Here is a 15,414-nt window from a genome sequence, read left to right on the forward strand (position 1 = left end):
GAAGTCCGCGGGAGCAGTTGATCGAGAGAGGAACAGCGCATGACCGTAAGGCTCCAGCGAGCCCGTCCCGGCAGCCCCGAGCTCCAGGCACTCGTCGACGAGCTCGCCGAGCGGCTCGGCCGGTCCGTCGCCGTTGACGGCCCCTCGCCCTCCTCCCGCTCGGGGTGGCTGGTCCAGATGCTTTCCGAGATCCCGGAGACGAACGACCGGAACCACGTCTATCTCGGCGTCCATGTCCGTGGGCCCGTCACCGTCGTCCACGAGCGTGCCAAGACTCCGTTGGAGCCGAACGACCTGGTCTTCTGCGACCCTGCCCGACGGCACCTGCTGCGGTTCGGCGAGGACTGCCAGATGATCTTCTTCCGGGTGCCCCGGTGCTATCTGGGCGTCACGGAGTCGGAACTGGACCAGGTGCTCGGCGTACCCGTGCGCGGCCGGGAGGGGATCGGGGCGCTGGCGTCCGACTTCCTGACCGCGCTCGCCGCCAAGGCGGAGTTCCGCCGGTCCACGATCGGGGACCGGCGTGCCCGGACGGCCGTGCACCTCCTCTCCGTCCTGGTCATGGAGCTCCTCGAAGCGGACACGACGGACGAGGCCGCCGACGCGTCCGGGGCCGTCAACGCGATGCTGTCCCGTATCCACGGCTACATCGAAGAGCATTTGATGGATCCGGACCTCTCACCGGAGTCGATCGCACGCGCCCACCACATCTCCGTCCGGTACCTGCAAAAGCTCTTCCAGAACGACGGCAGCACGGTGAGCCAGTGGGTGCGGCGGCGCAGGCTCGAGCTCTGCCGGCTCGAACTGGGCCGCTCCAGCCGGAGGATCACCATGACCGCGGTGGCACACCGCTGGGGCTTCAGCAGTCCCTCGCACTTCAGCCGCACGTTCCGCGGGGCCTACGGCATGAGCCCCAGCGAATGGCAGGCGCTGGCGACCTCGGCCCTGGCGACGACGACTGCCGGCGCCCAGGACGAGCGAAGGCGCTGAGACGCCTGTGCGCCATCGTGTCAGCGCGGATGCGCGCACGTACAAGAGGTGCCGCTTCCACGGCCCTACCGTGAGCCGTCGCACGGACCTCTTGCCGAATTCCGGGCCGCGCCCTGGCCGTCGTGACGACGCCCCCACGTGGCCCGACACCGAGAAGAGAACTTGCATGACCAACCCCACCGTCGTCCTCGTGCACGGTGCCTTCGCCGACGCGACAGGCTGGATAGGCGTCATCGCGGAACTGCGGAGCAGCGGTATTCCGGTGATCGCTCCGTCGAACCCGCTGCGGGGCCTGACGTCGGACGCCGCCTACCTCGCCTCCGTCCTGGCCCAGGTCGACGGTCCTACCGTACTCGTCGGCCACTCGTACGGCGGTGCGCTGATCACCGTGGCCGGCGCCGCGGAGAACGTCGTGGGGCTCGTATACGTGGCCGCCTACGTGCCCCTTGAGGGCGAGAGCCTCGGCCAGCTCCAAGGGAGCTTCCCCGAGTCCCCGCTGACGGGCAGCCTGAAGGAGTGGACCTACCCGCTCCTCGACGGCGACGCCGACGGTGACGGCACCACCTGGCTGGAACCGGTGACCGACGAGCAGTACGCCGCAGCGCTCGCCACCGTCACCCGCTGAGGGCGAGCACGAGGACGGTCGGCTCCACGTCGTGGGAACCAGTTCCGCCCTGAAGAGGCGGAATGAACGCGGACCATCGAACTTCATGACGTGGGCCGCACCACGCTGATCCGGCCCCGTCGGCAGGCGTCTCCTGGGGGCCGAGCACGTCGCCGGGCGCAGGCAGGTGATCGTGCGTCAAACGCCGTTGTCAGTGCCTGCCCATAGAGTTCAAGCATTACTCGGGGAGCCTCGGAGAAGGAGCAGAAACGTGTCCGCCAACAAGATCCAGCACAAGGTGAATCACGTCGCGCTGGTAGTGGACTGTTCGGGTTCCATGCGTCAGCACCAGAGTCAACTCATCCGTGTCGTGGACGAGTTCGTAGCGGGCCTGAAGGCCGAGTCGGACAGCCTCGGCCATGAGACCCGGATCAGCCTCTACTCCTTCGACCACAAGGTGGAGAACCTGGTCTGGGACATGGACGTGAAGCATCTGCCGTCCATGCGGGGCCTGTACAAGGTCAACAATGGCGCTACGGCCCTTATCGAGGCTTCTCTGAAGTCCCTGGACGACCTGGGCCATATCTGGGAGGAATACGGCGAGCACAGCTTCCTCCAGATCGTGGTGACGGACGGCGAGGAGAACGCCTCCGGTGGCGACAGGCGGCACGACGGCGACATGGCCATCCTCGGCCCCTGGCTCGACAAGATCGCGGCGAAGATGGGCGGACTTCCGGGCCACTGGACGTCCGCGATCCTCGTCCCGAACTCCCTGGCGAAGCGCACCGCCCAGAATTACGGTTTCCCGGCCGGGAACATCGCCATCTGGGATGCGGATTCCCAGGAGGGTGTCGAGGAGGCGATCGGCACCGTGCGTGCTGCCGCCACCAGCTTCCTCCGGGGCCGCGAGCAGGGCGTGCGTGGCACGAAGAACCTGTTCGCCGTCGGCCAGGACATATCGGTTGACGAGGTGCGGGCGAACCTCGAACCGATTCCGGCCGACAAGTATCGACTCCTCAAGGTCGACAAGGAGATCGAGATTCGACCCTTCGTCAATTCGCATCCGGGCGTGACGTACGAACGCGGTTCGTGTTACTACCAGCTGGGCACCCGGGCTCAGGTTCAGCCCAACAAGGAAGTCATCGTGGTCGAGAAGGACACCGATCGCGCCTATACGGGCGACGCGGCACGCAGCCTTCTGTTCGGTACGGGTATCCAGGGGACCGTCTCCGTGAAGGCGGGGAACAATCCCAAGTTGGAGGTGTACGTGCAGAGTCGTTCGGTGAATAGAAAGCTCAAGCCGCAGACACGTCTGCTCATCATGCTCTGAAATCCAAGAAAAGTGTGAAGACGCCCCGACAGCCACGATGCGGCCATCGCGCTTGAACGCTTGCAGATTGCCGGCGCTGGTCATGACGGCGACGCCTCCGCCGGTGTGTCCCGTCCCTCCAATTGCTCGACCAGAATCGCTTGGACCGGGCAGGCCGCCGCGGCGCGCAGCACTTGGTCGCGTGGGGCGTCGTCCGCGTTCGGGTCGTACATCAGCCAATCGCGGCGCCTGGGAAACTCCCGATGCCGAGAAGGATTTGCTGGAGCTGATTCCTTACGGGCGCGTCGGTGATCCGGAGAACATCGCCCACGCGGTCGTCGGGCTCGCCTCGGACCTCATGGACTACGTGGTGGGCACCACCCTCTACGTGGATGTCGGTATGACCCTCTTTCCTGGGTTCGCCACCGGCGGCTGAACCGCCACGCGACCTCGGGCGACAGCCGGGACGGCGGTTCTCAGTCACGCTGCTGGTCGAGGGCGTCGTCCAGGGTGGTGGCGGCCATGATCAGCGACAGATGCGTGAAAGCCTGCGGGAAGTTGCCCAACTGCTCGCCACTGGGGCCGATCTCCTCGGCGAACAGGCCGACGTGGTTGGCGTAGGTCTGCATCTTCTCGAAGGCATAGCGTGCCGGACGAATCCGTCCGGCACGAGCAAGAGCGTCCACATAGAGGAAGGTGCAGAGGCTGAAGGTGCCTTCGGAGCCCTGCAGACCGTCCGGGGAGGCCGCAGGGTCGTAGCGGTAGACGAGGCTGTCCGATACCAGCGTGCGCTCCATCGCGTCCAAGGTCGACAGCCAGCTCACCGTCTTGGGCGCCAGGAACCCGACGCGCGGAATGAGCAGCAGCGAAGCGTCGAGGACATCGCTTCCGTAGTGCTGGACGAGGGCCTGCTCCTTCTCGTTCCAGCCCTGCTCCATCACCTGTTCGAGGATCGTGTCGCGAGCCGCGGTCCAACGAGGAGCGTCGGCCGGGCGGCTGTGCTTTCTCGCCAGGCGCAGCCCCCGGTCGAAGGCCACCCACGCCATCACCCGGCTGAAGGTGAAGTCCTGGCGCCCACCGCGGGTCTCCCAGATGCCCTCGTCGGGGCGATCCCAGGAATCGGCCAGCCAGTCCAGCGTCCGCGCGAGATTCTTCCAGCCGTGGTAGCTGCCTCTCGCCGCGATCTCACGCCCCTCCGACAAGGCGTAGAGCGCCTCCCCATAGATGTCCAGCTGCAGCTGATCGGCCGCCGCGTTCCCCGCCCGCACCGGAAACGAACCCCGATAGCCCTCGAAGTGCGAGAGAACCTCTTCTGGCAGCTCGGGGTCCCCGTCGACGCGGTACATGATCTGCAGCGGCTCGCCATCGGCGCCCTCCCGGGCCTGGAGGCGGTCGCTCAGCCAGCGTGTGAACTGCGCCGCCTCCTCGGCGAACCCCAGGTCGAGCAGGGCGCGCACGGACAGGGAGGCATCGCGGACCCAGGTGTAGCGGTAGTCCCAGTTGCGTTCACCCCCGATCTGCTCGGGCAGGCCCATGGTGGCGGCGGCGACGGGAGCACCTGTGGGCGCGTAGATGAGCAGCTTGAGCGTGATGGCCGAGCGATGCACCACACCCGGCCACCGGCCGCGGTACCGGGAGGAGCGCACCCAGCGCTGCCAGAATTCCACCACGTCCCAGAACCCCTCCATCGCCCGGTCCGGGGTGACCGGCGGCGGGGGGTCGTCATCGGGTCCGCCGACGGTGAATACCGCCGCGGCCACCTCACCCACCCTCAAGGTCACCGCTCCCCGCACGTCCGTGCCGTCCTGTTGCAGGGGGAAGGTGCTTTGCAGATGGGCGGTGACGTTCGGTGCCCGGAAAGTGGCGTTACCGTCCTGCACGTCGAGACGATGGGTGGCCCGGCCGTAGTCGAAGCGCGGACGGCACTCCAATGTGAAGTGCACCGTTCCGCGCACCGCCCGCACACCGCGCATCAGCACGTGCCTGTCAGTTGGGGTGCCGGTGCGATCCGGCGGCATGCAGTCGAAGACCTCGCCGACCCCATCAGGCGACATGAACCGCGTAACCAGGACTGCGGTGTCGGGGTAGTAGAGCTGCTTGCAGGTGGTGTTCCGGCTTTCCGGCGCGAACAGGAAGTAGCCGCCGCGGTCGTGGTCGAGCAGGGCAGCGAAGACACTGGGCGAGTCGAACCGGGGAGCCGCGAACCAGTCGATGACCCCCTGGGACGACACCAGGGCAGCGGTCTGCAAGTCGCCGACGAGGCCGTGGTCGGCAATGGGCGGGTAACGGTCCATGATCATCTCGCTTCGCTGACGCCCCTGGTTCCACTGTCCGCGGTGCCCCTGTTTCCACTGTCCGCCCTGTGCGACGAGGCTGCCACGGGATGTGGCACGAGGGGCGAGGAGATGCGACGGCTGCGGTCAGGAGGTGAGCGTCTGCGGTCAGTGGTTCAGCGGCTGCCTCGCCCGGCCGGCCGTGTGCGATCTGAAAGCGCCGGCTCCCCCGATGCAGGCAGCAGGCTCATCGCTGCGCGGAGTGTGACTCTGATGGACGACCCCACGGATCCGGTGGGCTTCGGCGCCGCACGCTTCGACGCTGAGGGTCTGGCGACGCGTCGAAACCTCCTCATCGACCGCGGTCGCGCGTCTGCACGACGCCACGAGCGGTCGGCGTGCGGGCGTGGCCTCGAATGGATCGGCCATGCGAGCCGGGTGCATGAGCTTGCCGAGAGCCGGAGTTCGGGCGCTGGCTTCGTCCATGACCCGCCGGACAGAACCTGGCGGTGAGGCGCTCGAAAACCAGTGGAGCAGCGCCGCTGTGCGCCATTACCGTGCTGCTGATCCAAGTCGTCTAGTCAAGGACATTCCGTTGTACACCCTGTGAGACCTCCCGAGTGCTGATTCGTCGCGCGTCGCGCTTGTTGCGCCGCGCTGCTTTTTGCTGCGGACTTCTCACTGAAACCGGTGTACTTCTGTGCTCACCAACTGGGTGGTCGCGCCCACCTGCCTGCCGCTTGTTCTCCGCCGTTGCCACACGTGCGCGTCCGAGCGCTTCCGGGCCAGCGGTAAATTTCGCGTCAACGCAAACCACAAGCTCATCGACGCCTGGCTCCTCGTGCTCTGTACCGCTTGCGGGGAAACTGCAAAGCTCACGGTCCTGGAGCGGGTGAATGTGCGTTCCGTACGACCTGAGCTTCTGAACCGGCTGCATGACAACGACCTCGGCCTGACAGCTGAGCTGCTCCAGGATCCGGTCGTGCGGCGCCGTAATCGCATCGCCCTCGACTGGGACAACGCCTGGCGCCTCGACACCGGCGCATCGGATCACCTGGACCGCGAGGTGATCGATGTCTCGGTCCGCTTTGCGGCGCGGATTCCTGTCCGGCCGGTGCGACTGATCGCTGAAGGTTGCGGTCTTTCGCGGGCCGAGGTCGAGAGACTGATCACGGAGGGGAAACTCGTTTCGGCAGTCCGGCTGAGTGGCAAGCTCTCTGGCGACTTCACCTTCACGCTCAAGCGCTGAGCCCTCCTCGGGACCAGGGGCCTGTCCGGCAAGATCCGCCGGACGGGCCCGTCGGTCGCGCCGCCGGGATACCCGAAGACTCCGTGGTCCACGGCCTCTGCCCGAGCGACCGTCGCGTGAAGTGACAGCACCGGCCTCCGTCACCGGAACGCTGTCGGCGCGTTTCCGTCGACACGGCACGCACCACCCCCTGTCGGCCCGACCCCCGCACGTCGGCGAGCTGGACGCGGTCGTAGCCTTCGCCCCATGAGTGACGCCACCCCTGGACCTCCCCTCACTTCCCGCGGCCTGGATTCCGAGGCCCCGGCACCTTGCCCCGGCACCGCACCGACGGCGAACAGCTGATGGAACATCCGCCCCCGCGGCCTCAGGCCGACCTGACCGTCGACGGTACCGGCCTGCTCTGCGTCACCCTCCTGCTCCGCCTGCGCAAGCAGATCGACGGCGAACCGCCGGGTACCGTCGTCCACGTCGTCGCCACCGACCCCGCCGCGCCGCTCGACCTCCCCGCCTGGTGCCACATGACAGGCCACACCTACCTCGGCTCCGTCCCCGGTGAGCGGCCGGTGTACGCCCTGAAGCTCACCGCCGACGCCCGCCCCGTCCGCTCGGACGCGCCCTGGCACCCACTCCGGAACAACTCGGAGAAGCCTCAGGACCAGTGAGGGGTCGTGCCCCGTCGGCAGCGGTCCCGTCGTCTCACGCGGCAGATCCAAGGCGCACTGGGCGGCCTGGCGCCGCAGGCGAGACGGGCGGCGCAGCCTGGTGACACCGGCGGCGGGCGATACTGGGCGGGCTGCGAAGCCGTGGACCGTCAGGGCGTGTGGAAGCCTCGGAAGGTCACCGCTTGCGGGTCTTGAAGCCGCGGCGCTCGTACAGCGCGATCGCGCCCGTGTTCGTCTCGGCCACATGCAGGAAGGGACGTTCGCCGCGCGCCACGATGCGTGCGGCGAGCACACTGACCAGTCGGGCGGCGTGGCCTCGCCCGCGTGCGGCGGGAGCGGTACAGACGGCGCTGATCTCGGTCCAGCCCGGAGGTCGCAGGCGCCCCCCGCCATCGCCACCAAGGTGCCGTTGACCCGGACACCGAGGTAGGTGCCGACGGCCGGCATGACGCCGGTCACACGGTTCGCGTCATTGGCATGGTCATGGGGCGGGGAGACCTGACGCATGCGGAGTGGCCAGGCTGAAGCCGTTTCTGCCCAAGTCGGGCCAGTGGGCCGAGCGTTGGGCCAGTCAGGGTGGTCAACGGGATCCTGTTCCATGAGCGGACCGGGGTGCCGTGGCGGGATCTGCCTGTGCATTTCGGGCCCTGGAAGACCGTGTACGAGCGGTATGGGCGATCAACGGACGGCACATGTGACGGGATCTTCGGCGGCTGTCTTGCCGGCCATCGTGAACTGCACCACGTAGGTGCCGCCGGCCTTGGTGCCGAAGGTATGGGCGACGGTTCCCGCGGTGCAGGCGCCGTTGAGGTCCAGCGACTGCCCGCCCTCGGCGGCCAGCCGCCTCCGGGAGTTGCAAACCCATGGCTTATGGGGCGTTTTCCGCCCTCCGGCCCGCGCGGTACGCCGGCCGGTGGAACGGTCAGGCGGCGTAGCAGAGCACCCTTGGGTCGGCCGGGGTCGAGGCGTGGGCCACGGTCGCGTGCGCGGGGCGGACGGTGGCCGCGGCCTGCGAGCGGTTCCGCGCGAAGACGACCAGGCGCAGCACCGCGAACCGCGCGACACCAGCGAGTGCGGAGGCGGACAGGTAGACGACCTGCTCGAGCAGCGCACCGGGCGCCGCCGCCAGCTGCTGCAGGACAAGCATCGCCACGCAGGTCACCGCGTACGCGGCCGACTGCACATGCTGGCGCCAACTCGCGACGCTCGTTTGACGCAGGGTGGTTGTTCCCGCACCCAGGAAACCGGACAGAACGGTCACCGGCAGGCGGTCGTGTTGCGTCGCGGGTTCAGCCCTCGGGGCGGATGAGGCCGCGCTCATACGCCTTCACCAGCCGCTGGGGGACCTGGTGGACGGAGCCGTTGACGGTGACCGGTACGAGCTGGGGGGTGGTCGCCCCCCACTGAGCGCGGCGGTGACGGGTGTTGCTGCGGGACATCTTCCGCTTGGGAACGGCCATCGGGAACTCCTCGGTGGTGCTGACTGCGAGCTCGCTATCTGAAAACGGATTCCATTATCAAAAAGACCGGGCGCCGCCGGCGGCGGCGCCCGGTCGGATCCGCTATGGGGTCGACGTCTGCGCTACCAGGACGACTTGGTCACTCCGGGCAGGAATCCCGCATGCGCCTGCTGCCGTGCGCGCACCCGGGAGAGTCCGAACTTGCGCAGGTAGCCGCGGGGGCGGCCATCCACGCTGTCGCGGTTGCGCACTCGGGTGGCGCTGGCGTCGCGCGGCTGGCGGCGCAGCTCCGCGAGGGCGGCGTCCCGTTCGGCCGGGGTGGAGGACGGGTGGCGGATGGTCGCCTTGAGCTCCGCCCGGCGGGCCGCGTACCGCTCGGCGATCGCCTTGCGCTTCTCGTTCTGCGCGATCTTGCTCTTCTTTGCCATCAGGCCTTCCCTCCTCGTGCGTGGATCCTGGCCACGGCGGCCTCGATGCCGATGGCGTCCACCGTCTTGATCGCTTTGGCGCTCAGTGTCAGGCGGACGTGCCGCCCCTCGCTGGGCAGCCAGTAGCGCTTGCGCTGGATGTTCGGATCGAAGCGGCGCGACGTGCGCCGGTGCGAGTGGGAGATGGCGTTGCCGAATCCCGGCTTGGCGCCGGTCAGTTGGCAGTGAGCGGACATGGGTGGCGTTACCTCTCTCGATGAGCCTGTGTATCGGTAATGAAAACCATTGCCATATACTAGCCTCATGGCACGCAACGAGATCCGCCCGGTCATCAAGCTCCGCTCCACCGCGGGAACCGGGTTCACCTATGTGACGCGCAAGAACCGGCGCAACGACCCGGACCGGCTGGTGCTGCGCAAGTACGACCCCGTCGTCGGCCGGCACGTCGACTTCCGCGAAGAACGCTGACCCCGCCCGCCCGACCGCTCCCCGAAAGGTCCCTGCCATGAAGCCTGGAATCCACCCCGCCTACGGGCCCGTCGTCTTCCGTGACTCCGCCTCCGGCACCGCTTTCCTCACCCGCTCCACGATGACCAGCGACAAGACCGTCGAATGGGAGGACAGCAACACCTACCCGGTCGTCGACGTGGAGATCTCCTCCGCGAGCCACCCCTTCTACACGGGCACCGCGCGCGTTCTCGACACCGCCGGCCGTGTCGAACGCTTCGAGCGCCGCTACGGAGCCCGTTGATGAAGCACGAGCACCAGACTCCCGTCGTGATCGTCGCCGGGCTGCACGCCGACGCCCGCAAGGAGGTCGTCGAACGTCTCCTGCGGACCGTGCCGGGGAGCGTGGCGCTGCACCACGACCTGGCCGGAGCGTCGGCCGGCACCGTGCTCCGCGTCGTCCGCGACGCCTCCGGCTCCGTCTCCCGCGGTGAGACACCGTTGGTCAACGACTGCGCGTGCTGCGCACTGCGCGAGGACCTCGTCCCGGAACTGGAACGGATGGCGGACAGCGGCCTGACCCGCCTCGCCGTCGTCGAGCTGTGGGACTCCGTCGAACCCAAGGCCATGGCGGAGGTCATCGCCGGTCACGGCGGAGACCGTCTGACCCTCACGAGCGTGATCACCGCCGTAGATCCCGCGCTCGTCCTGCCCTACCTGGCCAACGGCGACGACCTCGCCGAAGCCGGCCTCGCAGCGGCCCCCACCGACCGGCGCACCATCGGGGATACCTGGGCCCGCCAGCTGGAATACGCGCCCGTCCTCGCTGTCGTCGACAGCGACGACGCCGACGACGAAGACCACGCCCTCCTCGCCCAACTGCACCCCACCGCACGGCGAGTACGGGCCGATTCCGTCGAACTCGCCCGGGCCGCGTTCGCCGGCTTCGATGTCGAGGCCGCCGCGGCCGCCCAGCACCCCGCGTGTGCGCTCCTGCCCCAGGACGCGGACGAGGCCGGCGTCACCACGTTGGTCTGGCATCGCCGACGACCGTTCCACCCCGAACGCCTTTATCAGGCACTCGAGGACCTGTGCTGCGCCGCCGCCCGTAGCCGCGGCCGGTTCTGGCTCGCCGACCGCCCCGACACGCTGCTCGCGTGGGACGCGGCCGGCGGAGCACTGTGCGTGGAGAACGCCGGTCCGTGGCTGGCGTCGCTGCCGGACGCGGCCTGGGAGATGGTCCCGCCCATGCGCCGGGCAGCCGCCGCACTCGACTGGCACCCCGACCACGGCGACTGCTGCCAGCACCTCGTCTTCACGTCGCCCGGTCTCGACCGGGACGGGCTGGAACGACTCCTCGACTCCTGCCTGCTGACGGACGCGGAGTACGGGTCGGGGCGCGAAGCCTGGAAGCGACTGCCCGCGGCCTTCGACTCGCTCCTCGACGCGGCCTGACCGCCCACAACCCAAACGATCACGCAAGGAGAAGCCGCATGGCCCGACGCCTCGACCCCCGCAAGCCCGTCAAGTCCCGACCCAGCCCGCTCGACGCGGCCGGGATCACCTCCATCGACTACAAGGACACCGACCTGCTCCGGAAGTTCATCTCCGACCGCGGAAAGATCCGCAGTCGCCGCGTCACCCGAGTGACGGCCCAGCAGCAGCGGGCCCTTGCCGCGGCCGTCAAGAACGCCCGCGACATGGCCCTGCTGCCGTACGCCAGCCGCTGACCGAACGGGACGGCAACTCCTGGCCGACCGGGAGGGCGGGAATTCGCCACGACCGGCCTGAGGGTGCGGCACATCGCACATGGTGAGCGTTGCGGGTTCGCCCGCAACGAGGCACCCCAACCCCGGACACGACTATTGCGCGGGTCTGTCGCCAGGAGCGTTGGCTCGGCGCGGGGCGCTGCCTCGTACCCTGAGCTACCCCAGCAGGGGCTCGCCGATCCAGCCGCCGGGTGCGCAGCCGGGTGGTACGGCGAAGACGGCGGAGCCGATCGGGGTGGTCCACTGGTTGAGGAGGTCGGAGGCGGCGAGATTGCGCTGGATGGGCAGGAACTGTTCGCCGATGTCACAGCAGTAGTCGGACCGCATCGACGGGAAGTTCCTGGGCGTGCACGACGAATTCCGGGGAACTTCCCGGAGGCCGGAGCCGACGTACTGGTATGTGAAGCGACGATTCCTCTCCCGTCCGGCCGCCATGCCGGTCCTCACGGCACTGCTGCCGGCCACCATGTGCCTTGTCTTGTCCTCGCCGCCGGCGTGGGCGCATGCGCAACTGCTCGGTTCCAGCCCGGCCACCGACTCCGTGGTGGCCAAAACGCCTGCCACGGTCACGCTGAGCTTTGACAGCCCGGTGAGGCAGGGGTACACGACGGTCGTGGTGGCCGGCCCCGATGGGACGTCCTACAGCGACGGTGCCCCGACGGTGGTGCATGGCGACGTACGGCAGAAGGTCAGCCCCCTGCCGAGGGGCAGGATCCAGGTGACCTGGCGAACCGTCGCAGCCGACGGAGCGCCGCTCCAGGGCCGATACACCTTCACCAACACCGACAAGACCACGGCCGCTCAGTCCTCGCCCGTGCGGACGGCGCAGTCCGCACCCGCGGCACGGGCTTCGTCCCCGCCCGCACGATCGGTGACATCTACGGGTTCGCCCGATGCCGGAGACCGGCCCTGGTGGGTAGCAGCGGGTGCGCTGGTGGCCGCCACGATGGCACTCCTGGCCGTCGGGGTCCGCCGATCCGCCGCTCCCCGACCACCACGCCGAGAGGCCCTTGGTCACCTCCGCCAGCGCTGTTTGGGTGCTGACGGCCGTTCGGCCTCCGGTGGCGACGGCAGCTCGGAAACCTGATGTGCGTCACGCGCCGCATGGGTGGTGGCAGTTGTGGACGGCGGGAACTCGCGCACCGTCCTCTGCGACTGGTTCACCGGGTGACGGTGAACCGGCCGGCTCCTGGACGAGTGGATGGGAAGAGCGTGATGAGGACTCGTGTGAGATACGGCGCGGTCGTCGCGGCGGTCGGAATGCTCCTGGCCGGCTGCGGCGGCGGACCGGGCTCCGGCACCGTGGCCCCGACCGCCGACGGAGCCGAGGGGCACGTGGAGGGCGGCTACCCGGTGGCCGTCAACGACTGCACGGGTGCGGCGACCGTCTTCGACGCTGCCCCGGCGAAGATCGTCACCAGCAATGCCTCCAGCCTGGAGCTGCTGCTCCGCCTGGGCGCGGGCGACAAGGTGATCGACACCGGCTTCCCGCCCGGAAAGGGCGCCCTGCCGGGCGAGTTGGACACCCAGGCCCAGAACGTTCCGGTGCTCGGCCGCAGCGTGATCCCGAAGGAGAAGCTCCTGGGATCCGGCGCCGACCTGTATGTCGACTCCTTCGCCGCCATGGGGAACATGGGCGGGATGGGCGACGCCCCGACCGAGGAGGAGTTCAAAGCGGCCGGGATCAGGCACATCCACCTCAAGTCCACGGCGTGCGCGTCGATGAGCAAGGCCCCGGCCGCGGACCTGTCCGCCGTCGAGCAGGACATCCTTTCCCTCGGGGCCGTCACCGGCACGACGGGGAAGGCCAAGGAACTCGTCGCCGGGATGAAGGAGAAGACGGACGGGGTGGCCAAGGCGCTGGGAGCCATTCCGGACAGCGCTCGGCCCACGTACTTCTTCTTCGACTTCGACGCCGGAACCAAGCAGCCCATCGCCGTGTGCAACCGTCAGGTGGCCAACGCGGTGATCACCCTCGCCGGCGCCCGCAACGTGTTCGCCGACTGCGACGCCGACTTCAAGCCGGTGAGCTGGGAGGACGTCGTGTCCCGGAACCCCGACTGGATCCAGCTCGGTATCCGTAACCGGGGCAGCGAGGAAGCCGACACCAAGGCGTTCGACGAGGCACGAAAGTGGCTTGAGGGAAACCCGGCGACCAAGGGGATGAAGGCCGTCCAGGCGGGGAACTTCCTGCGCATCCGCTCCGAGCACACCACCATTGCCGGTGTGGACAACGCCGCCACCGTGGAGGAGATCGCCAGGACCGTCCACCCGGACAAGGTCAAGGAGCGGTGAAGGTGGAGCGGACGCCGACACTCCGCACCGGCCGGGACGCCTCCGGCGAACGACACACCGTGTTCCCGGGAGCCTTCGCGCTCGGGCTCGCGGTACTGCTGACGGCGGCCCTGACGGCCGCGGTGTCCTGGGGCTCCACGTCCATTCCGCCGACGGACGTGTGGGGCGTGGTGGTCCGCCATCTGTCCGGTGAACCGCCGAGGCCCGGTACGGACGACCTGATCGTCTGGCAGCTGCGGGTGCCCCGGGCCCTGCTCGCCGCCCTCGTCGGCGCCGGACTCGGCCTGGTCGGGACCGCCGTGCAGGCCCTGGTCCGCAACCCGCTGGCCGATCCGTACCTGCTGGGCGTCTCCAGCGGCGCCTCGCTCGGCGCGGTCGGCGCGATCGTGCTGGGCGCCGGTACCGGAGGCGCGCTCGGGCTCGGCCTGTCCGGGGCCGCCTTCCTCGGCGCCCTCGCCACGTTCGCCCTCGTCTGGGCGGTGGCCCGGCGCGGCGGCGGTTTTGCGCCGCTGCGCCTGGTGCTGGCCGGGGTGGCCATCGGGCAGTTCCTGTCCGGCTTCACCAGCTACCTGGTGCTCCAGGCCGGAGACGAGCAGCAGACGCACGGCGTGCTGTTCTGGCTCATGGGCAGCCTCAGCGGGGCGAACTGGCCCCTGCTGGCGGTGCCCGCCGTCGCCGTGCCCGGCACGTGGCTGTGGCTCCAGGCCCGGGCCCGCGCTCTCAATGCCCTGCTGATGGGCGACGAGACCGCGGCCGGGCTCGGCGTCGACGTCACGCGGTTGCGGCGGGAGCTGTTCACGGCGACCAGCGTCCTCACCGGGGTGCTGGTCGCGGTCTCCGGCGCCATCGCCTTCGTCGCCCTGATGGTGCCGCACGTCTGCCGGCTCGTGGCGGGCGGCGACCACCGACGCCTGCTCCCGCTCTCGGCACTCCTCGGCGCGCTGCTCATGGTCGTCGTGGATACCGTCTGCCGGACGGCGATGGACACCCAGGAGCTGCCCATCGGCGTGGTCACCTCGCTGATCGGCGCGCCGGCCCTGCTCTACCTGCTGGACCGCCGGCTGCGGAGCGGCGCATGAGGATCGAGACGGAGAACCTGACCGTCGCCTACGCGGGCTGCACCGTCGTGTCGGGGGCTCACCTGATCGCAGCCGAGGGCGAGATCACCGGCCTGGTCGGCCCGAACGGCAGTGGCAAGTCCACGCTGCTGCGCACCGTCTACCGGCACCTGCGCCCGACCGCCGGCCGGGTGCTGCTGGCCGGTACCGACATCCAGGAACTGACCCCCGCCCGCTCGGCCCGCCATGTGGCGGCGCTCCCGCAGGAGCGCGGCGGAGATTTCGAGCTGACCGTACGCGAGGTGGTGGCCATGGGGCGTACGCCGTACAAGCGGGCCTTCGCCGGAGACAACGCCGCCGACCGTGACCTCGTCGACCGTGCCCTCGCCGACGTCGGCATGGACGGCGCCGCCGGACGGCGGTTCACCGCCCTGTCCGGCGGGGAGCGCCAGCGGGTGCTGCTGGCCCGCGCGTTCGCCCAGGACCCGGACGTGCTGGTCCTGGACGAGCCGACCAACCACCTGGACGTCCGGCACCAGGTGGAACTGCTCGCCCTGCTGCGTGCGCAGCACCGCACCACCCTGGTCTCGCTGCACGACCTCAACGCGGCCGCCTCCGTATGCGACCGTCTGCACGTGCTGTACGAGGGCACGGTGGTCGCCTCCGGATCTCCGCGCGAGGTGATCACGGCCGAGCTGATGGCGAGGGTGTTCGGTGTCCGCGCGGCCGTGGTCGACCATCCCCTCACCGGCGATCCGCTGATCGCCTTCGACCACCGGACTCCCGCCGGGGACCCGGTGGCTACCTGAGGGGAGCGGGCACCGTCGGAAGCGCGGAGGGCGGGCAGGACGTGTACACCGGTCCTGC

Annotated in this window: 19 protein-coding genes and 4 pseudogenes; 16 read left to right on the forward strand and 7 right to left on the reverse strand. The window is 69.2% G+C overall.

Annotated features, from left to right (window positions below):
- Positions 1-39: 39 nt before the first annotated feature.
- The 4 genes and pseudogenes from AB0915_RS04555 to AB0915_RS04570 all read left to right on the forward strand — a co-directional run.
- Positions 40-990, forward strand: coding sequence for a helix-turn-helix domain-containing protein (locus AB0915_RS04555; RefSeq protein ID WP_366689677.1), 951 nt, complete (start codon positions 40-42; stop codon positions 988-990).
- Positions 991-1,156: 166 nt separating this feature from the next.
- Complete coding sequence (locus AB0915_RS04560; protein WP_366689678.1) at positions 1,157-1,615, forward strand: alpha/beta hydrolase; 459 nt, start codon at positions 1,157-1,159, stop codon at positions 1,613-1,615.
- 250 nt (positions 1,616-1,865) lie between these two features.
- Positions 1,866-2,924, forward strand: coding sequence for a vWA domain-containing protein (locus AB0915_RS04565; RefSeq protein WP_366689679.1), 1,059 nt, complete (start codon positions 1,866-1,868; stop codon positions 2,922-2,924).
- 217 nt (positions 2,925-3,141) lie between these two features.
- Positions 3,142-3,339: pseudogene (locus tag AB0915_RS04570) on the forward strand (SDR family oxidoreductase); the annotation flags it as partial.
- A 40-nt stretch (positions 3,340-3,379) separates the two neighbouring features.
- Here the strand turns inward: AB0915_RS04570 and AB0915_RS04575 are convergent.
- Positions 3,380-5,197, reverse strand: a complete 1,818-nt coding sequence (locus tag AB0915_RS04575) for a glycoside hydrolase family 15 protein (RefSeq protein WP_366689680.1) — start codon at positions 5,195-5,197, stop codon at positions 3,380-3,382.
- A 111-nt stretch (positions 5,198-5,308) separates the two neighbouring features.
- Between AB0915_RS04575 and AB0915_RS04580 the strand changes: the two genes are divergently transcribed.
- The 3 genes from AB0915_RS04580 to AB0915_RS04590 all read left to right on the forward strand — a co-directional run bounded on the left by AB0915_RS04580 (position 5,309) and on the right by AB0915_RS04590 (position 7,090).
- The gene (locus tag AB0915_RS04580) at positions 5,309-5,689 is read left to right on the forward strand and encodes a metallopeptidase TldD-related protein (protein WP_366689681.1); all 381 of its coding nucleotides are present in this window, start codon (positions 5,309-5,311) and stop codon (positions 5,687-5,689) included.
- Positions 5,690-5,876: 187 nt separating this feature from the next.
- Positions 5,877-6,425 carry a DUF1062 domain-containing protein gene (locus AB0915_RS04585; protein WP_366689682.1) on the forward strand — a complete coding sequence of 183 codons (549 nt, stop codon included), beginning with the start codon at positions 5,877-5,879 and terminating at the stop codon, positions 6,423-6,425.
- Between the two features lie 344 nt (positions 6,426-6,769).
- Positions 6,770-7,090 (forward strand): sulfurtransferase TusA family protein, encoded by a 321-nt coding sequence (locus AB0915_RS04590; protein ID WP_366689683.1) that lies wholly within the window; start codon positions 6,770-6,772, stop codon positions 7,088-7,090.
- Between the two features lie 149 nt (positions 7,091-7,239).
- On the opposite strand, the pseudogene AB0915_RS04595 reads toward AB0915_RS04590, so the two are convergent.
- A pseudogene (locus AB0915_RS04595) lies at positions 7,240-7,528 on the reverse strand (GNAT family N-acetyltransferase); the annotation flags it as partial.
- 141 nt (positions 7,529-7,669) lie between these two features.
- Here AB0915_RS04595 and AB0915_RS04600 point away from each other — a divergent pair.
- Positions 7,670-7,762 (forward strand): annotated as a pseudogene (locus AB0915_RS04600) (transposase); the annotation flags it as partial.
- A 250-nt stretch (positions 7,763-8,012) separates the two neighbouring features.
- Here AB0915_RS04600 and AB0915_RS04605 read toward each other — a convergent pair.
- The 4 genes and pseudogenes from AB0915_RS04605 to rpmB all read right to left on the reverse strand — a co-directional run.
- Positions 8,013-8,291: pseudogene (locus AB0915_RS04605) on the reverse strand (hypothetical protein); the annotation flags it as partial.
- Positions 8,292-8,379: 88 nt separating this feature from the next.
- Positions 8,380-8,550, reverse strand: coding sequence for a 50S ribosomal protein L32 (gene rpmF / locus AB0915_RS04610; protein ID WP_366689684.1), 171 nt, complete (start codon positions 8,548-8,550; stop codon positions 8,380-8,382).
- Positions 8,551-8,672: 122 nt separating this feature from the next.
- Entirely contained in the window at positions 8,673-8,978 is a 306-nt protein-coding gene (rpsN, locus tag AB0915_RS04615; protein ID WP_366689685.1) for a 30S ribosomal protein S14, read from the reverse strand.
- On the reverse strand, positions 8,978-9,214 hold the full coding sequence (gene rpmB, locus AB0915_RS04620; protein WP_366689686.1) for a 50S ribosomal protein L28: 237 nt from the start codon (positions 9,212-9,214) through the stop codon (positions 8,978-8,980). Before rpmB ends, rpsN begins: the two co-directional genes overlap by 1 nt.
- 67 nt (positions 9,215-9,281) lie before the next feature.
- On the opposite strand from rpmB, the gene rpmG reads away from it, so the two are divergent.
- From rpmG to rpsR, 4 genes are read left to right on the forward strand one after another with little or no spacing between them, the layout of a single operon-like run.
- A complete protein-coding gene (gene rpmG / locus AB0915_RS04625; protein WP_099198435.1) occupies positions 9,282-9,446 on the forward strand; it encodes a 50S ribosomal protein L33 in 165 nt (54 codons plus the stop codon).
- A gap of 37 nt (positions 9,447-9,483) precedes the next feature.
- Positions 9,484-9,729: a type B 50S ribosomal protein L31 gene (locus AB0915_RS04630; protein WP_366689687.1), complete on the forward strand. Its 246-nt coding sequence runs from the start codon at positions 9,484-9,486 to the stop codon at positions 9,727-9,729.
- On the forward strand, positions 9,729-10,880 hold the full coding sequence (locus AB0915_RS04635; protein ID WP_366689688.1) for a GTP-binding protein: 1,152 nt from the start codon (positions 9,729-9,731) through the stop codon (positions 10,878-10,880). The genes AB0915_RS04630 and AB0915_RS04635 overlap by 1 nt, the downstream gene beginning before the upstream one ends.
- A 38-nt stretch (positions 10,881-10,918) precedes the next feature.
- A complete protein-coding gene (gene rpsR, locus AB0915_RS04640; protein ID WP_366689689.1) occupies positions 10,919-11,155 on the forward strand; it encodes a 30S ribosomal protein S18 in 237 nt (78 codons plus the stop codon).
- A 195-nt stretch (positions 11,156-11,350) separates the two neighbouring features.
- On the opposite strand, the gene AB0915_RS04645 is transcribed toward rpsR, so the two are convergent.
- A complete protein-coding gene (locus AB0915_RS04645; protein WP_366689690.1) occupies positions 11,351-11,521 on the reverse strand; it encodes a hypothetical protein in 171 nt (56 codons plus the stop codon).
- Between the two features lie 139 nt (positions 11,522-11,660).
- On the opposite strand from AB0915_RS04645, the gene AB0915_RS04650 reads away from it, so the two are divergent.
- The 4 genes from AB0915_RS04650 to AB0915_RS04665 all read left to right on the forward strand — a co-directional run bounded on the left by AB0915_RS04650 (position 11,661) and on the right by AB0915_RS04665 (position 15,356).
- Positions 11,661-12,281 (forward strand): copper resistance CopC family protein, encoded by a 621-nt coding sequence (locus AB0915_RS04650; protein WP_366689736.1) that lies wholly within the window; start codon positions 11,661-11,663, stop codon positions 12,279-12,281.
- A 128-nt stretch (positions 12,282-12,409) separates the two neighbouring features.
- Positions 12,410-13,489, forward strand: a complete 1,080-nt coding sequence (locus AB0915_RS04655) for an ABC transporter substrate-binding protein (protein ID WP_366689691.1) — start codon at positions 12,410-12,412, stop codon at positions 13,487-13,489.
- Between the two features lie 59 nt (positions 13,490-13,548).
- Positions 13,549-14,568 (forward strand): iron ABC transporter permease, encoded by a 1,020-nt coding sequence (locus AB0915_RS04660; RefSeq protein ID WP_366689737.1) that lies wholly within the window; start codon positions 13,549-13,551, stop codon positions 14,566-14,568.
- The gene (locus AB0915_RS04665; RefSeq protein ID WP_366689692.1) at positions 14,565-15,356 is read left to right on the forward strand and encodes an ABC transporter ATP-binding protein; all 792 of its coding nucleotides are present in this window, start codon (positions 14,565-14,567) and stop codon (positions 15,354-15,356) included. The genes AB0915_RS04660 and AB0915_RS04665 overlap by 4 nt, the downstream gene beginning before the upstream one ends.
- The last annotated feature ends 58 nt before the right edge of the window (positions 15,357-15,414 follow it).

This window comes from Streptomyces sp. NPDC048411 (assembly GCF_040704695.1).
In the GTDB taxonomy this organism is placed as follows: domain Bacteria; phylum Actinomycetota; class Actinomycetes; order Streptomycetales; family Streptomycetaceae; genus Streptomyces.

Excerpts from the sequence above, each read along its gene's own strand:
- rpmB (WP_366689686.1), bottom strand. The coding sequence starts at position 9,214 with ATGTCCGCTCACTGCCAACTGACCGGCGCCAAGCCGGGATTCGGCAAC.
- rpsN (WP_366689685.1), bottom strand. The coding sequence starts at position 8,978 with ATGGCAAAGAAGAGCAAGATCGCGCAGAACGAGAAGCGCAAGGCGATC.
- AB0915_RS04580 (WP_366689681.1), top strand. The coding sequence starts at position 5,309 with ATGCGACGGCTGCGGTCAGGAGGTGAGCGTCTGCGGTCAGTGGTTCAG.
- AB0915_RS04655 (WP_366689691.1), top strand. The coding sequence starts at position 12,410 with ATGAGGACTCGTGTGAGATACGGCGCGGTCGTCGCGGCGGTCGGAATG.
- AB0915_RS04665 (WP_366689692.1), top strand. The coding sequence starts at position 14,565 with ATGAGGATCGAGACGGAGAACCTGACCGTCGCCTACGCGGGCTGCACC.
- AB0915_RS04575 (WP_366689680.1), bottom strand. The coding sequence starts at position 5,197 with ATGGACCGTTACCCGCCCATTGCCGACCACGGCCTCGTCGGCGACTTG.
- rpmF (WP_366689684.1), bottom strand. The coding sequence starts at position 8,550 with ATGGCCGTTCCCAAGCGGAAGATGTCCCGCAGCAACACCCGTCACCGC.
- rpmG (WP_099198435.1), top strand. The coding sequence starts at position 9,282 with ATGGCACGCAACGAGATCCGCCCGGTCATCAAGCTCCGCTCCACCGCG.
- AB0915_RS04555 (WP_366689677.1), top strand. The coding sequence starts at position 40 with ATGACCGTAAGGCTCCAGCGAGCCCGTCCCGGCAGCCCCGAGCTCCAG.
- AB0915_RS04650 (WP_366689736.1), top strand. The coding sequence starts at position 11,661 with ATGTGCCTTGTCTTGTCCTCGCCGCCGGCGTGGGCGCATGCGCAACTG.
- rpsR (WP_366689689.1), top strand. The coding sequence starts at position 10,919 with ATGGCCCGACGCCTCGACCCCCGCAAGCCCGTCAAGTCCCGACCCAGC.
- AB0915_RS04630 (WP_366689687.1), top strand. The coding sequence starts at position 9,484 with ATGAAGCCTGGAATCCACCCCGCCTACGGGCCCGTCGTCTTCCGTGAC.
- AB0915_RS04645 (WP_366689690.1), bottom strand. The coding sequence starts at position 11,521 with ATGCGGTCCGACTACTGCTGTGACATCGGCGAACAGTTCCTGCCCATC.
- AB0915_RS04590 (WP_366689683.1), top strand. The coding sequence starts at position 6,770 with ATGGAACATCCGCCCCCGCGGCCTCAGGCCGACCTGACCGTCGACGGT.
- AB0915_RS04560 (WP_366689678.1), top strand. The coding sequence starts at position 1,157 with ATGACCAACCCCACCGTCGTCCTCGTGCACGGTGCCTTCGCCGACGCG.
- AB0915_RS04635 (WP_366689688.1), top strand. The coding sequence starts at position 9,729 with ATGAAGCACGAGCACCAGACTCCCGTCGTGATCGTCGCCGGGCTGCAC.